Source organism: Legionella nigrisilvae, assembly GCF_977063395.2.
Map to the genome: position 1 here is coordinate 761049 of NZ_CDRUGZ020000027.1, position 25594 is coordinate 786642.

Genomic DNA, 25594 nt, shown 5'->3' on the forward strand with positions numbered 1-25594 from the left:
ATTGCCATTTTGCTAATCGGTTCTAGCCGTGTTCAGAAATTTCAGGACAGTTTTTAGTCATTCCATTTGCAATTTGACCCCCGGATTTTGAATAGGCTCCACTCTTGCTGATAAAATGATGCACTTGAAACAGTAAAAGATGCCAAAGCTGAACGTCTCGAGTTGTTATTTTAGGCCGCGATTGGCAGGCTAACCAAACCTTGATAATGTTGTTCCATTTATAATTGTTGAGATTGGCCACTCTCATAAATTGTGACATAACTGTGGCAGTGCTAACAGAAATAGGCTGTTCTTGGCAGTTTTTTACGATTTTGATACATCGTAGCATGTTGATTATTAATGACTTTAAATGGTGAGCATCAGGCTTCGAACCAAGGTGTCGGGGTTGAAGTCCCTCCGAGCGCGCCATTTATCGGCTCTTTCCAATTTAAGGGGGCAGATATTATTCCACTTCTAAGCTTGCAAATAATATTGGCTGTCTTTATATATAAAAAGATCGCGATGAGTTGCCATGTTATCACGTGTTTCTTCTGCAAATGCCAATAATTGATTAATTTCATTTAAATCAATCACTTCTCGAATAGACTCTTTTACATTCCCGGTTTTAAAAAGAGAGGGGGCTCGATTATCAGCTGCTTTAATCAAGGTTTTTAAATCCCGTTTAATTTGCTTAAGCTCCTGTATTTTTTGAGGTAGTTCAAAAAAATAATCTCTTAAGCGATGGTTGTATTCCGTAAACGCTGATGCTGTTAATTGATCAGTACCAAGACAAAGTTTGGCATAGTTATTCATTTTTTCATTTTTAAAATAGTCTTGATTATTTGATGTCTTTAGATCTTGTATGGTTTTTTCATAGATGTTTTTTTGCATCAAATAATTATGCAGAGAGCTCGGTATAAATGCACCGGGATCAGTTATGGCCTCAATAGATTTTTTTAACTCGGCAAACCGAACCTTTAGGTCACTTGCATCAACAATATAAGACAGTTTCCTTTTCTTTCCCATGACTGTAGTTTTATTAATAACATATAGAAATTGTATTTTATAATTGCATTTTTAACAAGTTTTGACCATTATGGATGCCGTTTTTTATAGACTACTTGTGGACATTTGACTCACCTTTCAATTGATGATGTTCCAATATCCGAAGTTGATTATCACATAAAGATTAGTGTCGGTGGGATAATTAGCATTATATTAAATATTATAGAGGGGAAAGAACTGGAACCTGCTTTTATAAAAAATAATTCTACATGAAAAAGTCCTGGCGAAGCTTCAAGCAGTTTTAGGCAGTAATTGCTAAAATTGTTACACCGCAATTAACTGATTTTATTAATATTTATACTCGATTAATTTGGCTTCGAACCAAAATGTCGGGGGCTCGAGTCCCTCCGAGCGCACCATTTTTGTCATTTACAATCAATAAGTTAATCCGATCGTTTTAATACAGCACTTGGTTTTAGTTTAATTGGGAAGAAACGTGTTTTGGTACGGTTTCGAAAATGGGCCCTTTCCCATTTAAGCGGATGGATATAATCACCTACAGAGTAACTTTAAACGCCATCAGTGAGTTTTAATTCAAAGTTGTTCTATACTTTCTAATGAGAAAACTCCAAACAAAATTGGTGTATGTTCGGTTGCATGAACCCTGTTTGATCATAAATGCTGGAGATACTTAACATGGGGCAAGAACATCCACTCAATAGCTCTATAGAGTCCACATCAAAAGAATTAGCTAACTTATTATTTGAAGTCCAATCTCTTATTGATTCGTATCCCCAGGGTAGATATTCATTCCCTACCCACCTGGATTTCAACATGTATATTTTACAACAAGCTAAATTTGCAGCTGATTCAGAAAAACCCTGTGAACTCCTGGTTAATGGAACCCAAAAATCTCTCGTAAAAATGCGTTTGCTAGAATTTATTGGTAGTGATAATCCAAGTTTTAAAGGATATCTAGTACTGAGTTTTAGGGATAAAACCAAATTTGTCCTACCGATTAATTCCGTAAATTGTTTAGTCCTTAAAGAGTTATTCACAGTTTATGGATGCAACCTTGATCGTATTTATTCAAGAAAATCGGCACTTGCTGTGGATTGGATTAAATCGAATGTAGATACTGTCTACGATTCATACGCTTCCCGTCGTGATAAAGTTGATGAATTCTATGATGCCGAACATCTAAAAATTATTAACGAAATTAGACGAATACTAGCAAAAGAGCCAGCACTGAAAACAATAAATATTATTGATGGTGGTTGTGGTAACGGGAAGTTCATTAATGCAGCGGCAAACGCATTTAATGAAATTGATGTTCATTTGGCGGGCTTTGATTTTAATGAGTCTAATATTGAGCAAGCACAATCTAAATATTCAGATAAAGGAACATTTATTAGAGGAGATTTGCTGAATTTCCAAGAGGTTCTAGACCAATGCGCTCACGTGTTGGATGAGAATGCCCCAACTTTTATTGTGTTATCGGGCTCTCTAACACGCCTTGTATTAGCCGATGGTTTTCAAGCACTAAAGGCATTACAGGGTTTTGCAAATAGTGATTCTGCTGATTATTTAGTGGGTTGTGGTGTTGGTGAACCATTGATTAACCGACATATTGCCAAGCAAGTTGGATATCGTATGGAACCCTCCACAACTACGGCTAGTGAATTATTTTCTTGTAAAAAAATGACCCAGGAAGAATTTATTGAACAAAAATTAAAAAAGCTCAAACAATATAATACGCTTGATTTGTCGTTATACCACAACCCTACTGCTTTGCTCCTTAATCAACAATTAGTAAAACACCTTGCTGATGACAGCATTATCGATCTTTCATTTACAACATTAACACCTGAGTTGATAGACACGATAAAATTAATTATTAAAGAGAAGCCTAAGCTTAAACTCGTATTTTGGCATAATACAATCGATCAGCTTCAAGAATTTTATGATTTATTTCCAAAAGAAAATATTAAATCATTGTATTATACAAGAGATGAGCATTTCCTTGGGGCATCATGGTGGTTTAACTCTTCCTTTGAACCGGATCTTTCTGATTTACGCGATATATATCATGGATCATCCAAATTTTCCGATTTTTATATTAAAAGTTTATTGTTAAACAGTAAAAACGAACGTTCTGTTTTGCTTAATTTAATTGATTTGTCTGCTCAATTTGGACTTAGAAATTGGGTATTTGATAATACAAACTTTCTAGAACATATAAAGAATGAAAAATTTCATAATACATCAGCTCAAAAAAGGGATGAGTTAGTTAATTCAGCTGTAAAAGAAATCAATTCTTCTAATTTTGAATTAGTAACCTACATATTAGAGAAATTGAATCTAATTAACAGCAATACTGAGCCGGAATTATATTATCTTTTAAATATATACAAACAAGACGAATATGAGTCTGGAATTTTTGGATCTGGCCTTATCTGTAGAACAATCTCATCTACCAAAAATAGAGAAGACAGAGTGATAGAATCTTTAAAATTTTATAGCCGAGATTTTGAAGATACTTATCGAAATCTTATTAAACTTGTAAAAAATATCAGTTTAGATACTCCCAATGAAGTGCACAACAGTTTAGAAGAATTAGTGTTTTGGGCCATGAAGAATTGGTCTAAGTTTGAAGATGTGGAGCATCTGATTAAGATCTTAGAAGAATCTAATTTAATTGATCCTCAAAGGAATCTCATAATTTATTACATGCTGGCTTTTTTTAAACAAAATCCAGGCAGACGAGCTGATATATCGAGTGAACCTATCCTAAATAATGAGAAAGAACGTTTAATTGAAGCATTAAAATTTTATGATGAGAAACATCATGATATGTACCTACAAATGGTTACAATGCTGGTAGAAAACCCATGGCAAAAAGAGTTTGATTTTCTTGCAGTACACGGACAAAATCAGAAGCTAATAACGGCATTAAGTCACTCATATTATCCTGAATTTAGAATAATGGAACTTCTTCCTTATTTGAATGCCGATAGCCACATTTTTTTTAGTTATAATTGGTCATCAAACTCTTTAGAGATTCAGCGTCAATCTGATTACTGGGATGTGAATGCGAAAGCTGAAGTGGATGTAAAATTACAACGATTAGGCTTCACTGATACAGAAATAGCCGATATTATCAACCCCTTTCACTTTTCTGATGGAACATCAGATTCACTCATTATTCCATTAAAGGAAGAACGGGTGCAGTTACTTCTTGCAGATCTTGATAAAGTAAAAACTAGACCAGAAAAAAATATTTTGGAGTCCGCTTTTTACCAACCATTGATTCCTCTCCCTTCAGACGAGTTTGACGATGAAGAGCAATCTAGCATTGTAAATCGGGTGCCAACATTTTTTGGTTCTTCTCAAAAATCGAGTCTATATGATGATAATGGTATGGACGATTATGCACGACTTGGGTTAACCCGGGAACAAGCCCATTCCTTATTAATTCAAAATATACAAGATATCCAAGAACATCTTACTCCACTTATAAATGAAAAATTATTAGATAAACAGTTTTTGGAATACCTTAATGCAAAACAATTAAGTCCCCCAAATAGTCCATTAGATAATTTGATTTCACAAGCGAATCAATTTGCATCTGCCCCAGAAATTATCCAAGGATATATAGATTATGAAATTCATGATGGAAAATCAAAACCTGCCGTAATTGAACCTATATTATTTAAAATATTGCAGGATTTAACAAATAAAACTCCAAAATTGGGTTGATAACAGCCCACATTGTTTGAAGAAAAATTGCCATAAAATAACAATCAATTTGATCACAAAATTATCTATAGCCATTGATATAAAAAAACGAGGGAGCTAATCAACGAACCATACCAAAGTTCCACAGGATCAAATCTTCAGATCCACCGATGATGGCAGCGATTACTTCCGCAATGAATGCCATAAAAAGGAGCTATAAAGCGCATTGGTTGCATTGAAACGCTAGGGTGAGGTTATCAATGGATAAAAATATTGCCGCCTTATGGATGATATTTATAAGAGTGACCATTTCTCATAAATAACCTCAAAATGGGGTGTTTTTTTTGAATCAAAAATGGCCAACAAGACAGTCTTTAAATGTTGTTTATGAGCATCCCGTGGATCTTTGGTATCGTTCGTTGATTAGCACTCACTTCCATTGAACTATACTTTAAAGAACGCGCATCAGTGATTGGCATCTAAAAGGAGTTAGTTTATGAAAACCATCTTACTATTTATATTATCGTTTTGCGCTTTTACCTTCATCCTATTAGTGCCTGTAAGCACCTATGCAGACAAGTGCAATGTAGATTGCAAAGGGGATTCCAACTCCATTGAATGTCCGGGGGGGTGCGGATGTTATTGTTCAGAAGGAAATACAGGTAAAGCAATCTGTCAATGCACAGAGGAAAATGTTAAGTCTTGCGATGTTCAGTGTAAAAACGGCTCAAAATCCATAACGTGCCAGGGCGGCAGTTGTGGCTGTTATTGCGACGGTGATTCACCCATTTGCGAATGCACTAAAGGTGGGTCATAAGAAGTAAGTTGTGTAACTGTCCTAAACCATGCCTGCCAAAGCAACCTTGGCGGGTCTTTTTTTCCCTTGCCCGAATATTCTGTAACATAAACAAGATAATCAAATGAGACACTGGTTTCATGATGCTTCCTATAAAAGAAACCGCATACGCCAGATATCTGTATGTTAGTCCTGAAAATATACTCCACATATTCATATTAATTGCAATAGAATCCTCCCTCCGCCCGTGACGTGTCCATCATGCCCCAGAGATCTAATCCAGAAAAGGGCTCCCTTAGAGCTATTGGATAAGACGTGGGTTGGGGACGTAATACCATTCGAGTCGGTTCGATATACAATACTATCCTGTCAGTTTTTGGCAATAAGATCGCTTACCCTCCCTACAGTGTAAATCAAATACAAAAGGGACCTTTGGATGAGGCGAGATCCTGCTTTTAAAATACGGAATCTAACTAAAATATATCAAATGGGTGAGATTCAAATCCACGCTTTGCAAAAAAATGGCAGACCTGAATTATTAGTAGAAAGCACTTCACAATATATTGATTTATAACGAATTTAAAACCAGAGCATAAGGCCTCGTACTAAGGCTTATGGAGGTCGAATCCTTTCGAGCGCGCCATTTAAAATTAAATACTTAGTTCTAGTTTGTGACGAAAAACCAAGTTACTGTCCCCACGTGTCTAAACAACTCTCTGCCGCAGCTCTTAGATGTGCACTTTGAAAATGTGCATAACGCACACCATTTCATAATTGGCCCACCCACCCAACTTGTTGTAACCCATGTAACGGGGCAACCTTTCGTAAATTTTCACTTAGGATCCTCGCATAATGTTGCAAAATCTAGATAAGAAGGAATGTCACATGTCCAATGGAATTGTTGTTCTATTTTAGCTTTTAGTGCTTGTGCTGCCTCTAATTCACCATGGGTGATGAATAGTTTACGAGGAGCTTTTTTTAGATGGCCCAACCAATTAAGCATTTCAGCAGAATCTGCATGTGCAGATATATTTTCTATCTGTGCTATTTCAGCACGTATTGGAATCATTTGTCCAAACATCTTTATTTCTCTCTCGCCTCGAATCATCCTATCTCCCCGAGTTCCACCTACTTGAAAGCCACTAAATAAAATCGTATTTCTAGGGTTTGGTGCAAAATGACGAATGTGATGAATAACGCGGCCACCGGTTGCCATTCCACTTGCTGAAATAATAATGACTGGGTATTTTGAGTGATCTAAAGCTATAGACTCATCGACTGAGTTAACATAATGAGCTACCGCGCACACCGCTTGGTTTTGTTCTTTAGTTAAGCGGTTTTGTTCCGCATAACGAGCAAAAATTTTTGTGGCATTACTTGCCATTGGACTATCAACAAATACTGGAATATCAGGAATTTCTTTTTTAGATTTTAATTCATGAAGATAATAAAGTAAGGACTGGGTTCTTCCCACTGCAAAAGAAGGGATAATTATAGAGCCGCCACGCTTTACAGTACGATTAATAATTGCTTTTAACTGAATCAAGGGATCAGTATTGTCGTGAATGCGATTGCCATAAGTTGATTCAATAACCAAGAACTCAGAAGATGGAGGCTCTTTGGGTGCAAACATCAAAGGATCTGTTGACCTACCGAGATCACCCGAAAATAATATAGACGTATCACCCTGCTCTAAACGAATGAAGGATGCACCTAAAATGTGGCCACCGTAATAGAATACCGCGTATAGATTTTTAGCAATTTGAATGCGATCTCCAAAAGAAATGGCCTGAAAATATTTTAATGAATCTTCGGCTTCTTTTTGCGTATAAAGTGGTAAAGCAGGGTGATGTTTAGAGTAGCCTTTCCGATTTGCATAACGTGCATCCTCTTCATGAAGATGACCACTGTCTGGCAATAAAATATTGCACAAATCTTTTGTGGCGGCTGTGCATAAGACTTTTCCCCGAAAACCATTTTTTATCAACAGAGGAATATAGCCACTATGATCAATATGAGCATGAGTCAATAACACATAATCAATTTTCTGAGGGTTAAAAGGTAAATTAGCCCAATTTCGTAACCTCAACTCTTTATATCCTTGGAAAAGGCCACAATCTATCAAAATGTTAATTTGATTGGTTTGAATAAGGTATTTCGATCCTGTGACTGTTTGTACTGCGCCCAAAAATTGGATTCTCATATAGGCTCTAGTAAAAAGGTAATATATTGATTATAGATTAGTTTTTTGTTCTAATAAAATTACCAAGATTTATAAAGATATTGGTTTGATTAAAGATCACAAAAATCTAGCCCTAGACATATAAAACTAAAAATTAGAAAAGTTATTAATAATGTTGTAACTATAAATTTGATATTTAGTGGGGTTTTAGGTTTTCGAAAAAAGGAATAGGCACCTAGCAATCCACAAGAAACTCCAAGTAAAGCCCCGCCTAAGACATCTGATAGCCAATGAACTTGGAGGGCTATGCGGGAATATGACTCAAGTATTATGAGAAAACCAGCAATAATTACTCCGAACCAAGGACGCTTCATTTGCGGTACAATGAGTGAGGTTAGAAAAGTAACATACGCGGAGCATAAAGTCACATGGCGACTAGGGAATGCATAACTGTGTAATATGCTTGTTATTATTTCTGGTCTAGGAACGGCTATGACATTTTTAAAAATGTAAGCAAGAAGAGCTGCGATTGAAATGAACCCAATCAAATGCAGACCTATCCACTTTTGGTTCTTGATGTATAAGATGGCACCCGTGCTTATGAAAGAAGGTACAATAATGTATTTATCACCAAATAGCGAAATGAAATTACTAAGAATGTGAGTGGAATTGTTTTGTATTTTATTGCTTAATAAATATAGCTCATGATTAATTGATAAAAATGAGCTTTGAGAATAGACAGCAAACAAAAGTACCGTAAATAAAAAAAGACTTAAAATTCCGCCTATTAATAAATAAAAGCTATTGTTTCTTATTATTTCTTTCATCATTATTTAATCTTAATTTTTATAAAAAATATGAGACTACAACCAATTTAAAAGTTATCATTCATAAAATTGTATGTAATCTCGCGCTTCAAATCTTCTCTTCGTGCATCCACCCTAAAACCATCGAATTGCGGCTTTACGTCCTTCCTCTAAAATCAATATAGAAGAAGAAATGCCAATGGCTATTAACCACTGAGTAAGAGTCAAATGGGACGTCCCGAAAATTGACTGTGCCGGTATCCAGTATACTGCCAGTACCTGAAGAATGATGACGGATGTGAGCGATAGCCATAACATGCGATTTTTGAAGAAACCTTTGTCAAAAGCCGAGTCATTCTCAGCACGGGCATTGAACACATTAAAAAACTGGAATAGCACAAATGTGGTAAATGCAAGTGTCAGTGCTGTTTGCTCATTGTAATTGTTTACTGCATAGTACAGCACACCAAGTGTTCCCACCATCATGGTTAAACCGAACATAAGGATGCGTGACAAACGCAACCATGGCAATACGGGTTCCGAACGATTACGTGGCAACTCATTCATAATTCCTGGACGTCCCACATCTAAGGCCAGGGATACTGCAGGTGGGCCATCCATGATTAGTGCGACCCATAAGATCTGGATTGGATTAAAGGGTTCCGGTAATCCTAGTATGGGCGCGAAAAACACTGTCAGAATTGCGCCCACAGTGGTGGAAAGTTGGAAGCGGATGAATTTAAGGATATTATCATAGAGTATTCGCCCCTGCTGTATCGCTCCAACGATTGTGGAGAAATTGTCGTCCATGAGCACCATAGTAGCAGCTTCTTTTGCAACGGCCGTACCCACAACACCCATCGCCACACCAATATCTGCATTTTTTAAGGCAGGGGCATCATTCAGACCATCACCAGTCATCGCCACTATATGCCCTTTATTCTGCAGCACTTGCACGATTTTCACTTTATGAGCAGGCGACACTCGCGCAAATACGGTAATATCGTCGATGACTTCGGCAAGCTGTCGATCATCCAACTGATCGAGTTCTTTACCAGAGAGAGCCCCACCTTGAAGACCAAGTTCATGTGCGATAGCCACTCCCGTATCCCTATGATCACCCGTAATCATTTTGACCGCGATGCCTGCCGCTTTACAGTCCGCGATAGCTTGCTTTGCCTCGGGTCGTGGGGGGTCCTGGAATCCGATGAGACCTAAAAAAGTGAGATCGTCAACCCAAATCGATAAGTTATCTGACACCACAAATTCTTTTGCATCCAAAGTACGAGAGGCTATAAGCAGACATCGAAGACCACGGGAGGCCATGATGCTGTACTGATCTTCTATTTCCTTTTTTTGCTTACTGTCCAACAAACCATTGTGCTCATCATCAATAATAAAATGGCTGCAACGAGCCAGAAGAACATCTGGGGCTCCTTTAACGAAAATGCGAACATGTTCTCCAACACGGTGAAATGTAGCCATGAATTTATAGGCTGAATCAAAAGGTATCTCGGCCATGCGTGGGTATTCATTCAATAAGGATTCATGGTGAAATCCTGCTTTTGCCGTAAGTACTAGAAGAGCTGCTTCAGTCGGATCTCCAATGATTCGCCCATCCTCAACATGGCTATCATTGCAAGCGGCTAAGGGGACCAAAATTGGACGCATGTCTGGCAGCAATGAGTTCTCCGTCTCATGAAGCACTGAACCCGCAGTACTGTAGCCCTCGCCAGTAACTTTGAACCGCTGGCCAAGGTAGAACAATTCACGTACAGTCATTTGGTTAAGGGTCAGTGTTCCAGTCTTATCCGAGCAAATGACCGTTGTGCACCCTAAGATCTCAACACCTGCCAGACGCTTAACAATCACATTGTGTCGTGCCATCTGATACATACCCAAAGCCAGAGTTACCGTGACAACTACAGGCAAACCCTCTGGCATTGCGGCGACAGCCAGCGCGATAGCATCAATAATAGCATCTGTGAGATCCTCACCACGAAGTAGTTGAAATATAAAAAGAAGACTTATCAACATTAAAGCTATCGCGCCCAAGCGTTTGCCGAGCTGGTCTAACTGAACTTGTAGTGGGCTAAGAGTCTCTGGTGTCAAAGCCAGCTGTTGCGATAACTTTCCCATCTCAGTTCGCACTCCAGTCTCCGTAACCAGAAGTTCTGCTCGTCCGCGAGTGACCATCGTATTCATATAGGCCATATTTAACCGGTCAGCTACTGAAAGATCTCTTTCTAACATGGCATCCACACATTTGCTAATGGGTTGTGACTCACCGGTCAAAGTTGACTCATCAACATCAAAATTGGCTACAACGACCAACCTGCCATCAGCAGGAAGTCGGTCACCAGCTTCCACCAGTATTATATCACCAGGCACTACGGCTTCAGCATTAATCAAATGTTTCTTACCTCCACGCCGAACATGGGTTTTCAATGGAAGCATCTTGCGAAGTGCAGCTAAACTTTGTTCTGCCCGGTACTCTTGATAAAAACCGACGAAGGCGTTAATAATTACAATCGCCAGGATCACACTGGCATCCTTGAAGTTCCCTATTAAAGTGGCGAGTACAGCAGCTCCGATTAGGATGAGAATCAAGGCGCTTTTAAACTGGGTCAGAAATAGCAAGACAGGTGATCGCGACGGTTTTATTGGGATTTGATTAATACCCACCGAAGCTAATCTTGTTGCTGCTTCTTGCTCCCTAAGTCCTTTAGATAGATCAACATTCAAACGCTGCGCAACTTCACTGATTTGAAGGGTATGCCATGAATCGGTTTGACTCAGACCAGAATCTTTCGATGATTTCCCATTAAGTTGCATAGCAAATCCCTTTTTAGCAAGTCAGAAGCAAATATAGTTCTGCAACTAACAATCTCATCACACTAATTTAGCAAGCCCATATGAAAAACAATACATAGGTGCTCCAAATTTTTTAGACGACCTAATACTAGTAGCACAACCTATTAATAAAGTTATTTTTGGAGTGAAGTTCCTCGCATTTCAACGGTAATGTCTTTTGTTTTTGCGCTCTCTGTAAAATTGTTAATCACTTCCTGCACATCGTTATCGATGTATTTTGAGCTGCTGCTGTCAATGATTAGAGTAGATTTAGGTGGGATTTTTCGAAATTGATGGATGATGCTACCTTTATTTAAAAAAGATACTTCCTCAGCTAGCTCCATGTGATACACCATTCCTTTTTCCATAACAATACTAGTGTCATGAGCGTTTAAATAATGGTGGCGTAAAATAATGAAAATAGCTACAGCAAAGCCCACACTAATACCAAAAAGTAAATCGTCTACTACAATACCAACTACAGTAACAATGAATGGTAGAAATTGCTCCCATCCCATTTGATACATTTGCTTAAATACAGAGGGGCTAGCTAGTTTATATCCAATCATAACTAAGATTGCCGCTAATGAAGCCAGTGGAATTTTATTTAAGATCATAGGAATAGTGAGTATGCAAACTAAAAGCAATAGACCATGCAAAATCGTGGATAACTTAGTTTTAGCGCCAAAGGTAATATTTGTAGAACTACGTATAATTACCTGAGTGATAGGTAATCCACCAATTAAACTAGAAAGCATATTTCCTATCCCTTGAGCTTTCAATTCTCGATCTGTTGGTGTAACTCTTTTATATGGGTCCAGCTTATCAGTGGCTTCAACACATAATAAAGTTTCTAAGCTTGAAACTAAAGCAATAATGGCCGCTACTTGATATACCTTCATATTACCCAGTTGTGAGAAATCAGGTAAAGTTATAGATTCAGCCAAATCTGTAATACTTTTAAACTCAGGAATTTGTACGAGCTCTGATGGCTCTAAATGAAAGGGAAGCCAACCTTTTTTATAAAGCAAAGACAGAGCAAGTCCACACAACACGACTACTAAAGGAGCTTGTAAAGTCTCGAATAGTTTGTATCCCCTATTAATTAAGTATTGCCATAGTATCAAGATTAAAAGTGAGATCATGCTAATGATGACAACTCCTGAGTTAATATTCTCAATCGCTTTATTAATATAAAAAAATTCGAGTCGACCATTAGTTAAATCTGTTAAAATAGGAGAAATATCATATCCAATTAAATGCGGAATCTGCTTTAATATTATGATAATCCCAATCCCGCTCAACATGCCCTTTATTACCGATGAAGGAAAATAATAAGCAATTATTCCCCCACGTAGAAATCCGGCTACAATTTGAAAAATTCCTGCGATAAATCCGGTCAATAAAAATGTGTTCCATGAACCTAAGGATTGTTGCGCAGCGAGAACTATTGCCACAAGGCCGGCAGCAGGACCACTAACACCAAGGGCTGAACCGCTAAGAAACCCCACAACAGTACCACCTATTATTCCAGCAATAATACCAGAAAATAAAGGTGCTTCTGATGCCAGAGCAATACCAAGACACAAAGGCAAAGCGACTAAAAATACAACTATTGAAGCTTGAAAGTCATATTTAAAATTGGAAAAAAATCCTTTTTTCATTTCTAAATCCTTAAATAATTCCACGTTCATGTTTGAATTGAAACGAGCTTTAATTTCTTGTCTTTGTTTCTTTAGAAAAATATGTATAAAACATTATAGTACACTACGAAATAATTATATTGGGCTGTTGACCATCATATTTATGATGCGAATTAAAACCATTTTTAATCTGAATCCAATCTAATTGAATGATTTCAGGATAAGCCGATTAATATTGTTCTAAAGAGTCTAACTATTTTTAGCTCACTGAGAATCAAAGTTGAACTACGTATTGCGCTTATTTTTCAGCATTAAATCGACAGGAGGACAAGGAACCCATCTCATTTTTCTGAGTCTTATTGACTACATTTTTTCTTGGTTCCCTGGAAAGACAACTTACTGTTAAGATTCATGCATTTATTAAGGTTTTTTTAATTGAGGCTTCATTTGAAAAGAAATTTGCCCCCCTCTTTCAAGAATAGCAGTATTTACTAATCGAAGATTACTTAGACCAGATTGCAATCTTAATGACTGCATTATATCGTTTCGTGTAATTCGTGTACATTCAAGGTTCTTTTTAATAAATTTCCCATTTTTTATGAGTATAATTTTTTCTCCTTTAATATATTTTCCTATCCGATGACTTTTATACGTTAAAAAAGCCAAAAATCGATACATAGTAATAATAAGTGTACACACTATTATAGAAGGCAATAGAGGAATATTATTTACAATAGCTTCACCCAGAATGGCACCTAAGATTATATAAATAATAAAATCAAGGGCGCTATGATTTCCATAAAGTCGGGACAAGTTCATTCTGAAAATAACAATTGCATACAAGGTAATTACTATCCCTCGTAGATAGAGGCCATAATCCAAGAGCTTGTCTATTCCTAAAAAATTACCCATGATCGCTCAGTTTTCGGTTCTATACTCATTATCATTTGACAATCCTTTCGATAATATCCTTATCATTGCCTATTTTTTATGGTCAAAAATAAAGGGAATAATAATTTTTAATAGGTGGGGAAATTAGTATATCACTAATAATCAATAAGTTATTTTAAGATACCGGGCTTCGAACCCAGGTGTCAAGGGGTTTGAAGTCCGGTATTTAAATCAATGGCTTGGTCCGACCTTTTATTCGATTATCCTGTACTATATTCCATACAATTATCTAATTGAGGTGGCTCTTTTTTCTCTTCTTTAGTACCAAAGAAACCAAGGTTAGACTCTCCTGATAAATTTATCTTTTTTGCTGGTGGTTTTTGAAGAGCATTTTTATAATTTTCTTCAATCAACTTTTTGACTAAAATGTTGGAGTAAAGATTTTTTGTTTGTTTAAAACCCTTAGGCGCCCCATCTGCTGGTGGTGTCATTCCATTATGATCGGCTAAATATTTTGTAATCCATGCCTCTTCATATGATTTACCATCCAGCGCAACAACAGGGTTTCTATATATTTCGTTAGTTTCTTTACAAATCAAACATGGGGGTAGTTGAGAAACATTTACTCCCGGACGTTTGTAATGGGTTAATAAATCCTTTACCAATAGATTGGGAATTAAATCTTCTTTAGTTAATGGTTGTCGCGATAAGGGATCCATTTTCAAGGTAGTTGCTGTTTGTAAATCGTAAGTAATACCCGTAGGAACAATAACGGGCTCTTCAATAGGAGTAAATGATACTGAATCTTCAAACAGCTCTTCTAATTCAGAAGGCAATTTACCAAATTTAAATAACAAAGGATTGATAACTTCTGGTCGTCCTTCTGTGATTAATAAAGTAAGAATTTCTTTTTGTTGCGTCTCAATTAGTTTTTTGAAATATTCCTCACCCTCTTCAAGTGTAAAATAGGACATCGGAGCACCAGCTTTTAATAGAGCTCGAGCTACTTCAATTTGATCAGCCTGTAATGCATGGATCAAAGGAGTATCATATTGAGAAAGCATGCTTTTATCATTGGGATGAAGGACAGCAATTGCCCCAATGCAATTCCAGGCTTTACGAGTAACTGCCAGTTTCATGGGTGACAAACCCGATTTATTCAACATTGTCAAACTGGCTCCATGATCGAGGAGTAGTTTAATTAGCTCAATACTCCCCTCTTCCACCGCTTTATGCAATCCAGTATTTGCATTGGCATCGAGAGGGGTATTTGGAGAAACTTTTGCCTTTAAAGATTCTTCCACTGCTTTTAAATTTCTCTCTGAAAATGCTTTTTTGTAATTTTCCCTATTTTTTTCTTCCACCATTTTCTCAAGGGAATACTTTTCTTCAACTAACATTTTAACCAGTCGATTTTTGTATAAAGGCCTATTAAGCTGCGAATAACCACCAGGAGTTTTATTATTATTTTTTTGCAAATAATCAGTAATCCATGCTTTTTCGTACGTGACTCCATCACCAGTAACAACGGGTTCTTTATAGACATCCTTGGTCTCTGGGCATATTAAACAAGGGGGTACTTCCATAAGATTAACTTGCGGATGTTTATAATAAGCTAACAACTCATAGACGATTAGATTTGGAACTAATTCACTCTGTTGCAATGGTGCTCTGCTAATTGGATCATGAACCAGCTTTTTGATATCTTGTGCGTTATAGGTTGTTCCTTGCTTGGTAATAACGGGATTTGTTAACTCTTCCCCCATAATAATTTCTTCAAAATAGTCTTTTACTTGATCAGGTAAAACACCAAATTTCATTCGAAATTCTTTACTTCCTATCAATAAAACATGAATCATATCATTCCATTGATTAGCAACCATTCGTTGGTAATCTTGTACGCATTCATCAGAATTAAAGTAACCGGGAAGTACTTGCATACCTTGCCTGAGCAATATCATCAGTATGTCTGGCTGATTCGCTTTTAAAGCTTGCATAAAAATACATTGATATTGAGCCATATTACTTTTATCAAGCGGTCGTTTTTCCAAAATGATTTTAATAAGATCCCAGGACTGCAACTTCAAGGCTAACTCAATGGCTGTCAATTGATTAATGTCTCGTGTGTTAAGCTGAACATGGTTATCTAAAAATAATTTAACCATATCCGCCCTCTTATTAGTAATGGCGGCGTGTAACCCGGTTTCTTTATTGGGCCCTAATAGAGCATCCACAGATACGTCCTTTCGTGACAAAGCACCTGCAACAGCAAAAATGTCATTATTACTGATTGCAGCTAAGTACATTAATTCTTGAACCACCGGAGATATAGATAAAACGGCGAGCATTTCATCTTGTTTGTTAGCTATCAATTTTTCAAAATAAAGTTTGCCTGCAAGAGTAGTAAAATAGTTCATCGAGGCACCAGCATTAATTAAAACCTGCACTATCTCAACCTGATGGGCACGTAAGGCAGCGAGTAATGCCGTATCAAGAGATTCGTTATGTACAAAATCATTTTCAACAATTGTTTTAATACAGCTCCAGGCTCTATTCTCCAGTGCCAACTCTAAAGGAGTTTTACCCCATTTATTTTTACGATTTGAAACAGCTCCGTTTTGCAGTGCAAGCCGAATTAATTCTAGATTTTGCATTTTTACACCGATATGCAGAATTGTATTGAACTCACTGTCCATTACATCAATTAAAGATTTATTTTTCTTTAATAATTCTTGCACCAAATTGAGGTTACTTTTGCTAATAGCATCCAGGAACAGGAATTTTTGGACTATAGGGGATTGGCTCAAAACAGCCAGCATGTCCTGCTGATTGTTGCTCATCAGCCAGTTAATGTAATTGATGCCTGCACTGGTGTTGAAATACTCCATTGAAACATTGGCATCAATTAATATTTTTACTGTATTCACCTGATTTGCATGGACTGCGATTTTTAATATTTCTGGACTTATTTCCTGACTCGCAAAGTCTTTAGATGCAGCCATTACTTCAATACAACCCCAGTTTTGGCTAGATAAAGCTAACTCTAGTGCTGTTTGGCCTTGTCTATTTGGACGATTGATTAAAGCACCATAAGCTATTGCCAATTTTACTAATTCTAAATTTTGTGTTTTTACGCCAACATGCAAAAGGGTATTTAGTTGAGCATCTACGACTGTATTAACAGATACCTTGGCATCTAATAGTTGGGCAATTTCTGTACTATTACCCTGACGAACCGCTTCTTGATATGCCACTCTCGGAGATGTTTTTTTCGCAATCTTGGGTTGATCCATCTCCATTATGTTATTATTAATGTTGCTAGATGTTTCCAACTTATTCGTGTAATCAGCAATGAGTTGATAGCACTCCCAATCCTCTATTTCTGCTGCCAATTGAAGTGGTATTCTCTGTTTTTTATCGGTAAGATTAAGATTAGGTCCATATTGTAATAATAACGCAATTAATTCTTTATTTTGTTGTTTTACTGCCTCATGCAGTGCTGTGCTCGACTCATTATCAATGATCATGTCGACGGATGAACCTGATTCAAGGCATTTTTTTACTTGGGTAAGCTCCCCTCTCTTCACAGCCTCTATGAATGGATTTGTCACCGATTCGTTTTGAGAGGAATGGAAAACTTCTAGTAAATTCTTATCGGCTGCCTCTAATTTCAAATTGTTATTTAGTAAACAAAAATCGGCTATGATGGATAAACATTCATAACTTTCATTAAAAGCCGCTAGCTGAATAGGGGTTAAGCCCTTTCTGTTTTTAAGACTAATGTCAGCATTATGTTTTAATAATAATTTTAATAAATCTTTATTCTTTGACACAACAGCAAGATGCAAGCCTGTATTCAGCTCTTTATCGCGGATATTGGGGGAAACTTTATTGACAGTTAAGCAACCTTCTACAGTTGAGGTATCATTATTAGATAAAGCAGTTAAATAAATTTCACGTACAGATTTAGTAGTATACACAGCGGTATCTCCGTAAAAATTGAATTACTGAGGTAGAATTTTTGCATCCCACCTCAAGGTATTAATTTCTATTTTTAATTGCCATTAGCAAAAAATGTTGGGTTATCCTTGTCCGATAAGGATCCATTCTGAGATGACGCTTCATAGGAGGTACAACCTTTGAGTAATGAGTCAACCTTTCTCTTGAAAAATCCCACCTTGCTAACAAAATGTTGATAACTCTGGCTAATATCTTCCATGTATTCCGCCATACGAATATTATTTGCCACCTGAGATTTGAATTTTTGATGGATGGCTTCACTGGCATTAACCTGTTTTAACACATCGATTAGTTCTTCAGTCGATAATTCTTTTTGGAAATCTCGTAATGCCAAAAGTCCTTTACGTACTCGCATTAAATAGCTGGTCGGCTCACCCGATTTAATCGCTTTTTGTATATGCTTTGTTAACAGCAGGTCGAAGCTGGTATGAAACAGTTTGTTTTTTATAGCCGCTTGGGGAATATCGGAGAGGACATTGGCTAATTGCTTTAACTCCACCGCATTGGGCGGTTGTAAGGACATTTCACCAAAATCATATAATCCCAGCTGATGGTTCTGATGACGCAATTGATTACCATGGCGATCAGAATCAAAACACCCCCCCTGAAGAATGTTAATGAGCTCCACCGTGATGATTGCTTTAGCAATGGCGCGACGAATTTCATTGTCTTCCGGGGTTTGATTAGGAAGCTCATTAAATTCCGTTCCATAAATACGTTCAATGAATCGATAACCTTCCCCACTTTTAATCAAATGAGCGGGATTCATAGTAAAAGTATGGGTTTTTTCATCAACCTTCACTGTAATGGAACGAGCGTATAAGTTAGCTGCAATCTGGTTTTGCTGCTCACTTAACTTCCTGTTCATTTCAATTTTCGAAAGTTCTTTGGCTTCACTGATAATCGATAAAATGCTCTCCCGAATGGGATTCATATCAACGTGGGAGCAAGATTCAATGGTCTTTTGCAAATGCATGAAACCCTCTTGCGCATTTTTTGCTGCATTTTCACGCAACATCAATAGCACCACATCTTGTCCATCTTCTAACTCTGCTTCTAGAGCTAGGTTATAAGAAGCCGAGCCTAAAAGAGCTCCGACACGTTTAATCATTTTACGATCCTCACGAGAAACTACTTCGCGCAAGAGTCGCCATAATTGCCAACGATGAGGTGGGTTCGCTCTTCCCTTCAGGTGATCCAGATCCCGACGAATATGTTCCGGCGTATTCGGATGACTATGAACTGCCTGAGCCAGTTTGACATAGGCAGGACCCATGTGTTCACATAACATGGCTAATTTTTTACCCGCACTAGGTGATTGCCCCATTTCATTCGACTGATTGGTGGCTACTAACATCCCAGCTAACAAATGGCTGCGTATGTATTTATCGGCGGTGTCCAGATAAGTCTTTAGCAAAGCACAAGCAAAATTCTCCTCTCTATCTGTTTCGGCATGAGGAAATAATTTTTGAACAACATAGGAAAAGGCTTCTTCGTAGGCATCCTCCATCTCATCAGCGGTTTTTACCTTATTGGCAGGAATAAGCAAGTGATCCACAATAACTGCTCGTTCCTCCAGGCTTACATCCCAAAACTGTGCATAAAAAGTTCTTAACATTAAGGCGACAGTTCCTGGCTTTTCCTTTTCCATTTCTGCCAGATCATCACCATAGCCTAATAGTTTTGCCAGGTTGTTTATTTTGTTATGTCTGAGCAAATAGCTGGAAAACTTCTCTGTTGTTTGATAACTGATAGGAGAGGAAATAAAATCCAAAAATTCCTTTACGTCGTTCTTATCTTCACTAAGTTTCCGAGATGCTGCGGCAAGATTACTAATAGAAAAATCGATTTTCGACTCTTGATGTGTCGGTAAATATTTATCAGGCTCTAACAAAATACCTAAATGTTCCGTCACTTCCCACTGAGACTCGATAGCATTGGCCAATCGGGAAAGCAATAAAGTGACATCTCGTTTGGAACTGTTTTTATAGAGACGATCAATCACTGCAATCATCTTTTCTCTATAATCCTGGGATTGGTCATCACGTCCATATTTATCTGTTAGATCTTTGACTAGCAGTTCAATGGCTTCATTACGCATAGAAATATAGCTAATCGGGAGACTTATTGAATTCTCTACAAAGAGAAGCTCTTCCAAGGCCTGAATACGCTCATCGAGCTCTGAAATCCCTTTTATCCGTTCGATAACCAGGTGAGCAAAATGCTCTTGCACTTCGGTAGAAGGAAATATCAGTTGTGAATCAAACAAGCGATAGAGAAGAATTAAATCATTAGGTGTTAAATGATTTGTTCCCTTAACATCTTGAGGTAAAGTCCATTGGAATGATTTAAATAGCTCCATACGGTCAACAGGATTGCGGACATATTGAATGGAAAGTTTTACTAAGGTTATAGCCTCTTTAGTTAATACCTCATAATTTCCATGTTGTTTGATATGTTCCTTAAAAAAATTGATTTCCAAATTATGGAACCGCATCCATTCTTGATCTTTAGTTAAAATGAGTAACTGCTCTAAACAATCAAAACTAAGTGATTCAAAAGGTAAGCGAAAAATTTGAATAAACGCCTGTGGGGGAACTTCAAACAAATACATGGTAATGGTATCAAGTAATTTAAGTTGCTCTTCTGTGGTAAATAAATCAAATTTTTTGTCTTGAAACTGTTGATGAATAAAGAAATTCACATAGGGAGTATTAGCATGTAAAACGGATTTAAGTTCGTTAGAAACCTCCTGCAAGTGCTGCAAATCCCGATTATCCGCTCGTCCCAGGAAAAAGCTTTTAACGACGGCCTTTTCTTCTGGCGTTCCATTTATAGCGATATTGGCAAACTCAGAAAGCAAAAATTGAACGGCCAGGTTGTCAATATTACGGTTTTCATATTCGGAGGGTTTGATTAACACAGGCCAATTCAAATCATAATACTGCTTAAATTTATTTTCAAAAGAGTCCTCAATAAAAAACATATCGAAGTTGATATTAAACTTTTGAATCATATTTTCAGATAGAAATCTTAATATGGCTTCATAATAATCACTACTACCATAGGCGGAAAATTGATGAGGCAATTTAGTGATTGGGTGATATTCGCGATAATTTAGGATGAAAGACAATAGTTTTTTTTCAGGAAATAAAAGCCATAAGTTTTGATCGGTAGTCACCCCCAAACGCCACAATGTCTCAGCAATGGTAAAACTTTCATCTTTTTGTACCCATTCAAGATGACTCGACCAAGGCACCTCAGTACTATTATCCTGCGGTTTGAAAGTGTTCCAATCGATGTGCTCGCCGATAATTGAACCGAAAAATCTTTCGTTTCCTGCAGGCATACGCCCATGCAATTTCTCAAATTGATAGGTATGAGCTCTTGCTCGACCATGCGAGAGATTAAAATGACCGATGTATTTATCTTGTAACTGTTTTAATGTCTGTGCCGCCTCTTTCGCTTCCTCAAAACTTTTTGCTTTCACAAACACGTCAATTAGATTATTTATGATCTTAAAAAGTCCCAGTGGAGGTACCCTAACTTTATCATCTAAATAATTTTGACTCGTGAAATGTTGATGAACAAGAGCTAAATAAATACGCTCAAAGGCTGGAACTCGCAACTCAAAAGCTCGCGCAATCAAATCTTCCGTTGCTTTTGCCACTTCCGGATCCTGCAAATTAATATCCATTGCATACAATAATTGACAGAAATCCCTAACCTTGATTCCCATACTAAAGGTTACTTCATACGGGAGTAATTCAATTGCAAGTTCTGGTAGTTTGGATTCTAAAAATTTGAGTTTTGCTACAGTATTGTCACATGCATCACATTCTTTTTTAAAAAAAATTTCCCGGTTAATCGGAGCAACCTCTTCTAAAATGGGAATTGGTAAAAACGTATTTTGTTTTTCATCACGTTCATTTTCTTTGATAGCTAACCAGGTTAACAAATTTTTTATTCGTTGATGATAATCCGCCAATGCACCATTAAAATAATTACGAATCAAATAAGGTGGATTCACATGGCTTACGTCCCATTGATGTTGCTCTTGAAAGATTATGCTTTTTCTTAAGTAACTAATACCTGCGGCTGTATTGTGACATTGTTCAATGGTTAATTTATCAAGTTTAAATTGCTCATTGGCTGAAATTTCATGATAAATTCCAACACCCTCATGTTTCATGTAAAGTAACTCATTAGCTAATGCGAATTCTAATTCTTCAACCGTATAAACACCCTCTTGCATTTGCTTAAGAAAATCGCTGTGAATGGTAATTGCGGGTTTAGAGAACCCGGCCAGGGAATTGACTAATTTATTGCCTGTTGATGTTATAAAAATTTCAAGGGGTTCCTTAAAGTTATCAGGCCGTACTTGATCAACCATTTTATAAAGAAAAGCCTTGGTTTCTTCGAGTCCTGCTTCATCTAATGAATGTAACTGATGCTCTTCCATAAGCAGCAGTCTACGTTTTTCTGGGTCCCCGTTTCCTGTCATCCGGTAGAATTTGTTCGCATCTCGAATCCCACTACGTAGATCATAATCAGCATCCGTAAAACAAATGGATTCCCAGGTTGCTCCTTTTGGGTAAGAAATATAAAAATAGGGTAAGGAATTGTAATCTTCAGTCAAACAAGCTATCCCATTCCATGGATCTAAAAGAATACCATCCCATTTGCTGATGTCATTGAGAGGACTATCAGGATTACGGTCAATGACCAAAAAGGTGTGGCCATCTGCTGGGTTACCGTCATTATCAAGATAACCAATATTAATTTTCTCTACGCGAGTATCACTATCAATTAGATATTCATCATATAGTCTTTTTAAAGCAATGGAGGTATGTTCATCACAGAAACCTGTATTGATTTCAGGCTTATCAAAATACTCAGCGGTTGCAAATACACTGCATTTTCGGATTGTTTCTGTAACTTTTCTATCCCCTCCCCATTGAAAAAGCAGAGCATTTTCTCGTCTAAACTCTTTTTGTAAAGCATCTCGATGCTCCACTAATTCAAGGCTTTTTTTAAAACGATAAGCTAATGCTTCATCAGCAATCGTTAATTCCTCTCCCTGCTCTAAAATGTGAATGAAATGATCGGCATGTTCTTCAAGATAGTCTTCCATTTCATTGACATTAATATCGCTACGTTCTTTTCCCAACAGTTTTTGTGCTCTTGCTATTTTCTCGCACAAAATCGAAGATTGCTTAAGAATCATTTGCTTGAAGCATTGCTTTTGATTTTCGTTTAGATTGCTGGGCGATTGTACCTTCTCATCCAGACAAAATTCCTTGAAGCACTCATTGATGAAATCAAAAATATAGTATTCGGTTTGCTTTTGCTTTACGTAAATTTCAAACGCTTCATACTTCTCATCATGTTCTTCAAGATATTCCATTTCGTATATGCATGATTCCAATTGTTCGGCTTCTGGGGTATTTGCCCTTCGGGCCTGCTCATAGGCTTGTAGTTTGGTGCGTTCAATCTGTTCAAACTCTGCATATCGATTCGCTGCCAAAGGAATTTGTTGATTAATTGAATCTTTAATTTCAATACATTTCTTTAATAATTTATTTCTCTGTTCTTTATCTTTCATATGAATCCCGCTAATAGTCAGTTAAATTTGTTAAAAGATTGGTTAATTTGTAACAAACAAGAACTATTAATCAAATATTAAAAAGATATTAAGACCCATATAAAGGTATCGTTCGCCTTTTACACTACGTTGCATTTTCATTTATCAACCTAACTTACTGTATGTTTAAATCTTATTGCTACGATTTGGATACAGTGGTTATTTTTATCTTCCAGATGAGAGAGAACGTACACGCTATATGAAAATTTGACTTTGCAGATACAAAGACCCCTTTAAAGCTCATTAGCTTTGCGGTCTTAGGTATGTACGTGACTCCCAACAGATTCCAGTTGAGACTGAGCTAATCTCAGACTAGAGAAAAGACTTGAACGTTTGGGGATCGGGAGGAGTGGTAGCAATTCTAACGATGTCAATAACATCAGAAGGTGGAAATTGAAATAAGTATCTTCCGAGAGAAGAAAGAGTAATGCTGTAATCAATGTTCAGCTCATACATTTTCCTATTTTGAGCTTCACCTTGTAGCTTCTTACTAATAACTAGCTCAGGAACGATACTTATTCCTAAGTTGTTAGAAGCTGTATTTAAAGCTTGGGAGGGTAAAATAGTCATGTAAAAACATTATTTGCGAACATATTGGTGAATTATTACACAGAGAGAATAATTTAACAATAGGAAAAAGAGTTTTTTTAAATTTTTAAAACCAGGCGGGAGGCTTTAGGCTCGTTTTATAAAGTTTTATTGAACTCTAGACTAAACTGTTTACCACCAGTTAATTCAGAAGTTATTCCTCACTTATATCACCCTTAACAAACAATTGTCCTTTTGCGGGTGCAATATTTGCTCCGTTTCAACAATTTTGTGTCTATAATGACTTTGATAGCTGTGGAATTCGTATTCGGAAGATGCATTTAATTTCTTATACTTGTATTAGAAAAAAACCATTGCCGAGAGGTAAATATCGTGATGCCTTTTAAACGAATTAACTTAAATTTAATATTGCATTTAGATGCATTATTAAGTGAAAAAAGCGTGAGCGCGGCTGCTTCTAAAGTGTGCATAAGTCAACCTGCAATGAGTTCTTCTTTAAAGCAACTCAGAGAATTCTTTAAAGATCCACTATTAATTCCTGGTAAAGGTGAATACTTTCTTTCCCCCAAAGCGAAAGAATTACAAGACCAATTAGAACAGGTAATGTCTGGTTTAAAAAATATCTTATTACCTAGTGAAAAATTTGACCCTCTTCAATCCAAGAGATCATTTAAAATTGCTTTACCTGATTATGTTGAATTAATTTTGTTACCTTCTTTGATTTCAGCGCTAGAAAAGCTGCCTCACATCGTCATTGAAACCACGATCGAGTCCATGGCAGATGATCCTCTTCTATTCATCGATGAGGGGGTGGATATAGCTATTGGTGCGATTGATCAAAATGCTCTATCATCGCAACTTACGATTGAAAAATTATATGAAGAAGAAATTATTTGTTTTGCGAGTACAAATAATCCACTTATTAATAAGCCCTTATCTTTAAAAAGTTATCTGACCAGTAAACATATTGCATTTAGTTTTAATCAGGAAAGATACAGCCATTCAGCGGAATATTTACTCAAAAGAAAATTGAGCCGCAATGATAAACTCTTTGTAAAAAACATTTTGCCTGCTATTTTTGCCGTTGCAAATTCGGATACCGTTATATCCACAGCGCCAAGTTTTTTAATTAATATTTTTTCAAAGCAATTCGGTTTGAGTATACAACCTTTGCCGTTCAACCTTGAACCCACCCCAATTTACCTTGTTATCCATAGTAAGAGTCAATATGATGAGGGAGTGCATTGGTTATCCCGATTAATAAGTTCGAGCATTAATGATCTGAAAACATGGTGAAGTTTAATCGCATCCCCATCACTGCGATCTAATAGAGGTTTGAATAGTCCTGTTCTCTCCCCCAGCTCCCATGGAAAAGTAGTAATCTGGTTTATTGGTCAAAAAAATGTTATTATTGATTGGTATTATGTTGATCATATCTTCTATTATCTTCTTATTGCCTATCTAGGGAAATTCCTTTTTTATTCGTAA

Annotated in this window: 12 protein-coding genes; 3 read left to right on the forward strand and 9 right to left on the reverse strand. The window is 36.9% G+C overall.

The genetic code is table 11. The features are described from left to right. Positions 1 to 22 precede the first annotated feature (22 nt). Entirely contained in the window at positions 23 to 409 is a 387-nt protein-coding gene (locus tag ACWTE2_RS20710; RefSeq protein WP_454784151.1) for a hypothetical protein, read from the reverse strand. A gap of 44 nt (positions 410 to 453) precedes the next feature. After that, entirely contained in the window at positions 454 to 1005 is a 552-nt protein-coding gene (locus tag ACWTE2_RS20715; protein ID WP_454784152.1) for a hypothetical protein, read from the reverse strand. 675 nt (positions 1006 to 1680) lie between these two features. Between ACWTE2_RS20715 and ACWTE2_RS20720 the strand changes: the two genes are divergently transcribed. Next, complete coding sequence (locus ACWTE2_RS20720; protein WP_454784153.1) at positions 1681 to 4743, forward strand: methyltransferase domain-containing protein; 3063 nt, start codon at positions 1681 to 1683, stop codon at positions 4741 to 4743. A 1211-nt stretch (positions 4744 to 5954) separates the two neighbouring features. Beyond that, the gene (locus ACWTE2_RS20725) at positions 5955 to 6092 is read left to right on the forward strand and encodes a hypothetical protein (RefSeq protein WP_454784154.1); all 138 of its coding nucleotides are present in this window, start codon (positions 5955 to 5957) and stop codon (positions 6090 to 6092) included. A 258-nt stretch (positions 6093 to 6350) separates the two neighbouring features. Here ACWTE2_RS20725 and ACWTE2_RS20730 read toward each other — a convergent pair whose 3' ends face one another. The 7 genes from ACWTE2_RS20730 to ACWTE2_RS20760 form a co-directional block, all read right to left on the reverse strand. Next, entirely contained in the window at positions 6351 to 7721 is a 1371-nt protein-coding gene (locus ACWTE2_RS20730; protein WP_454784155.1) for an MBL fold metallo-hydrolase RNA specificity domain-containing protein, read from the reverse strand. Between the two features lie 89 nt (positions 7722 to 7810). Next, the gene (locus ACWTE2_RS20735) at positions 7811 to 8530 is read right to left on the reverse strand and encodes a phosphatase PAP2 family protein (RefSeq protein WP_454784156.1); all 720 of its coding nucleotides are present in this window, start codon (positions 8528 to 8530) and stop codon (positions 7811 to 7813) included. 111 nt (positions 8531 to 8641) lie between these two features. Continuing rightward, complete coding sequence (locus ACWTE2_RS20740) at positions 8642 to 11341, reverse strand: calcium-translocating P-type ATPase, PMCA-type (RefSeq protein WP_454784157.1); 2700 nt, start codon at positions 11339 to 11341, stop codon at positions 8642 to 8644. 152 nt (positions 11342 to 11493) lie between these two features. Further along, positions 11494 to 13023, reverse strand: coding sequence for a SulP family inorganic anion transporter (locus ACWTE2_RS20745; protein ID WP_454784158.1), 1530 nt, complete (start codon positions 13021 to 13023; stop codon positions 11494 to 11496). 399 nt (positions 13024 to 13422) lie between these two features. After that, complete coding sequence (locus ACWTE2_RS20750; RefSeq protein WP_454784159.1) at positions 13423 to 13914, reverse strand: DUF421 domain-containing protein; 492 nt, start codon at positions 13912 to 13914, stop codon at positions 13423 to 13425. Between the two features lie 239 nt (positions 13915 to 14153). Further along, positions 14154 to 17873: an ankyrin repeat domain-containing protein gene (locus tag ACWTE2_RS20755; protein ID WP_454784160.1), complete on the reverse strand. Its 3720-nt coding sequence runs from the start codon at positions 17871 to 17873 to the stop codon at positions 14154 to 14156. A gap of 74 nt (positions 17874 to 17947) precedes the next feature. Further along, the gene (locus tag ACWTE2_RS20760; RefSeq protein WP_454784161.1) at positions 17948 to 23518 is read right to left on the reverse strand and encodes an AarF/UbiB family protein; all 5571 of its coding nucleotides are present in this window, start codon (positions 23516 to 23518) and stop codon (positions 17948 to 17950) included. A gap of 957 nt (positions 23519 to 24475) precedes the next feature. On the opposite strand from ACWTE2_RS20760, the gene lelA reads away from it, so the two are divergent. Further along, positions 24476 to 25402, forward strand: coding sequence for a LysR family transcriptional regulator LelA (gene lelA, locus ACWTE2_RS20765; protein WP_454784439.1), 927 nt, complete (start codon positions 24476 to 24478; stop codon positions 25400 to 25402). Positions 25403 to 25594 lie beyond the last annotated feature (192 nt).

Excerpts from the sequence above, each read along its gene's own strand:
- ACWTE2_RS20745 (WP_454784158.1), bottom strand. The coding sequence starts at position 13,023 with ATGAAAAAAGGATTTTTTTCCAATTTTAAATATGACTTTCAAGCTTCA.
- ACWTE2_RS20760 (WP_454784161.1), bottom strand. The coding sequence starts at position 23,518 with ATGAAAGATAAAGAACAGAGAAATAAATTATTAAAGAAATGTATTGAA.
- ACWTE2_RS20720 (WP_454784153.1), top strand. The coding sequence starts at position 1,681 with ATGGGGCAAGAACATCCACTCAATAGCTCTATAGAGTCCACATCAAAA.
- ACWTE2_RS20750 (WP_454784159.1), bottom strand. The coding sequence starts at position 13,914 with ATGGGTAATTTTTTAGGAATAGACAAGCTCTTGGATTATGGCCTCTAT.
- ACWTE2_RS20730 (WP_454784155.1), bottom strand. The coding sequence starts at position 7,721 with ATGAGAATCCAATTTTTGGGCGCAGTACAAACAGTCACAGGATCGAAA.
- ACWTE2_RS20715 (WP_454784152.1), bottom strand. The coding sequence starts at position 1,005 with ATGGGAAAGAAAAGGAAACTGTCTTATATTGTTGATGCAAGTGACCTA.
- ACWTE2_RS20710 (WP_454784151.1), bottom strand. The coding sequence starts at position 409 with ATGGCGCGCTCGGAGGGACTTCAACCCCGACACCTTGGTTCGAAGCCT.
- ACWTE2_RS20725 (WP_454784154.1), top strand. The coding sequence starts at position 5,955 with ATGAGGCGAGATCCTGCTTTTAAAATACGGAATCTAACTAAAATATAT.
- ACWTE2_RS20735 (WP_454784156.1), bottom strand. The coding sequence starts at position 8,530 with ATGATGAAAGAAATAATAAGAAACAATAGCTTTTATTTATTAATAGGC.
- ACWTE2_RS20740 (WP_454784157.1), bottom strand. The coding sequence starts at position 11,341 with ATGCAACTTAATGGGAAATCATCGAAAGATTCTGGTCTGAGTCAAACC.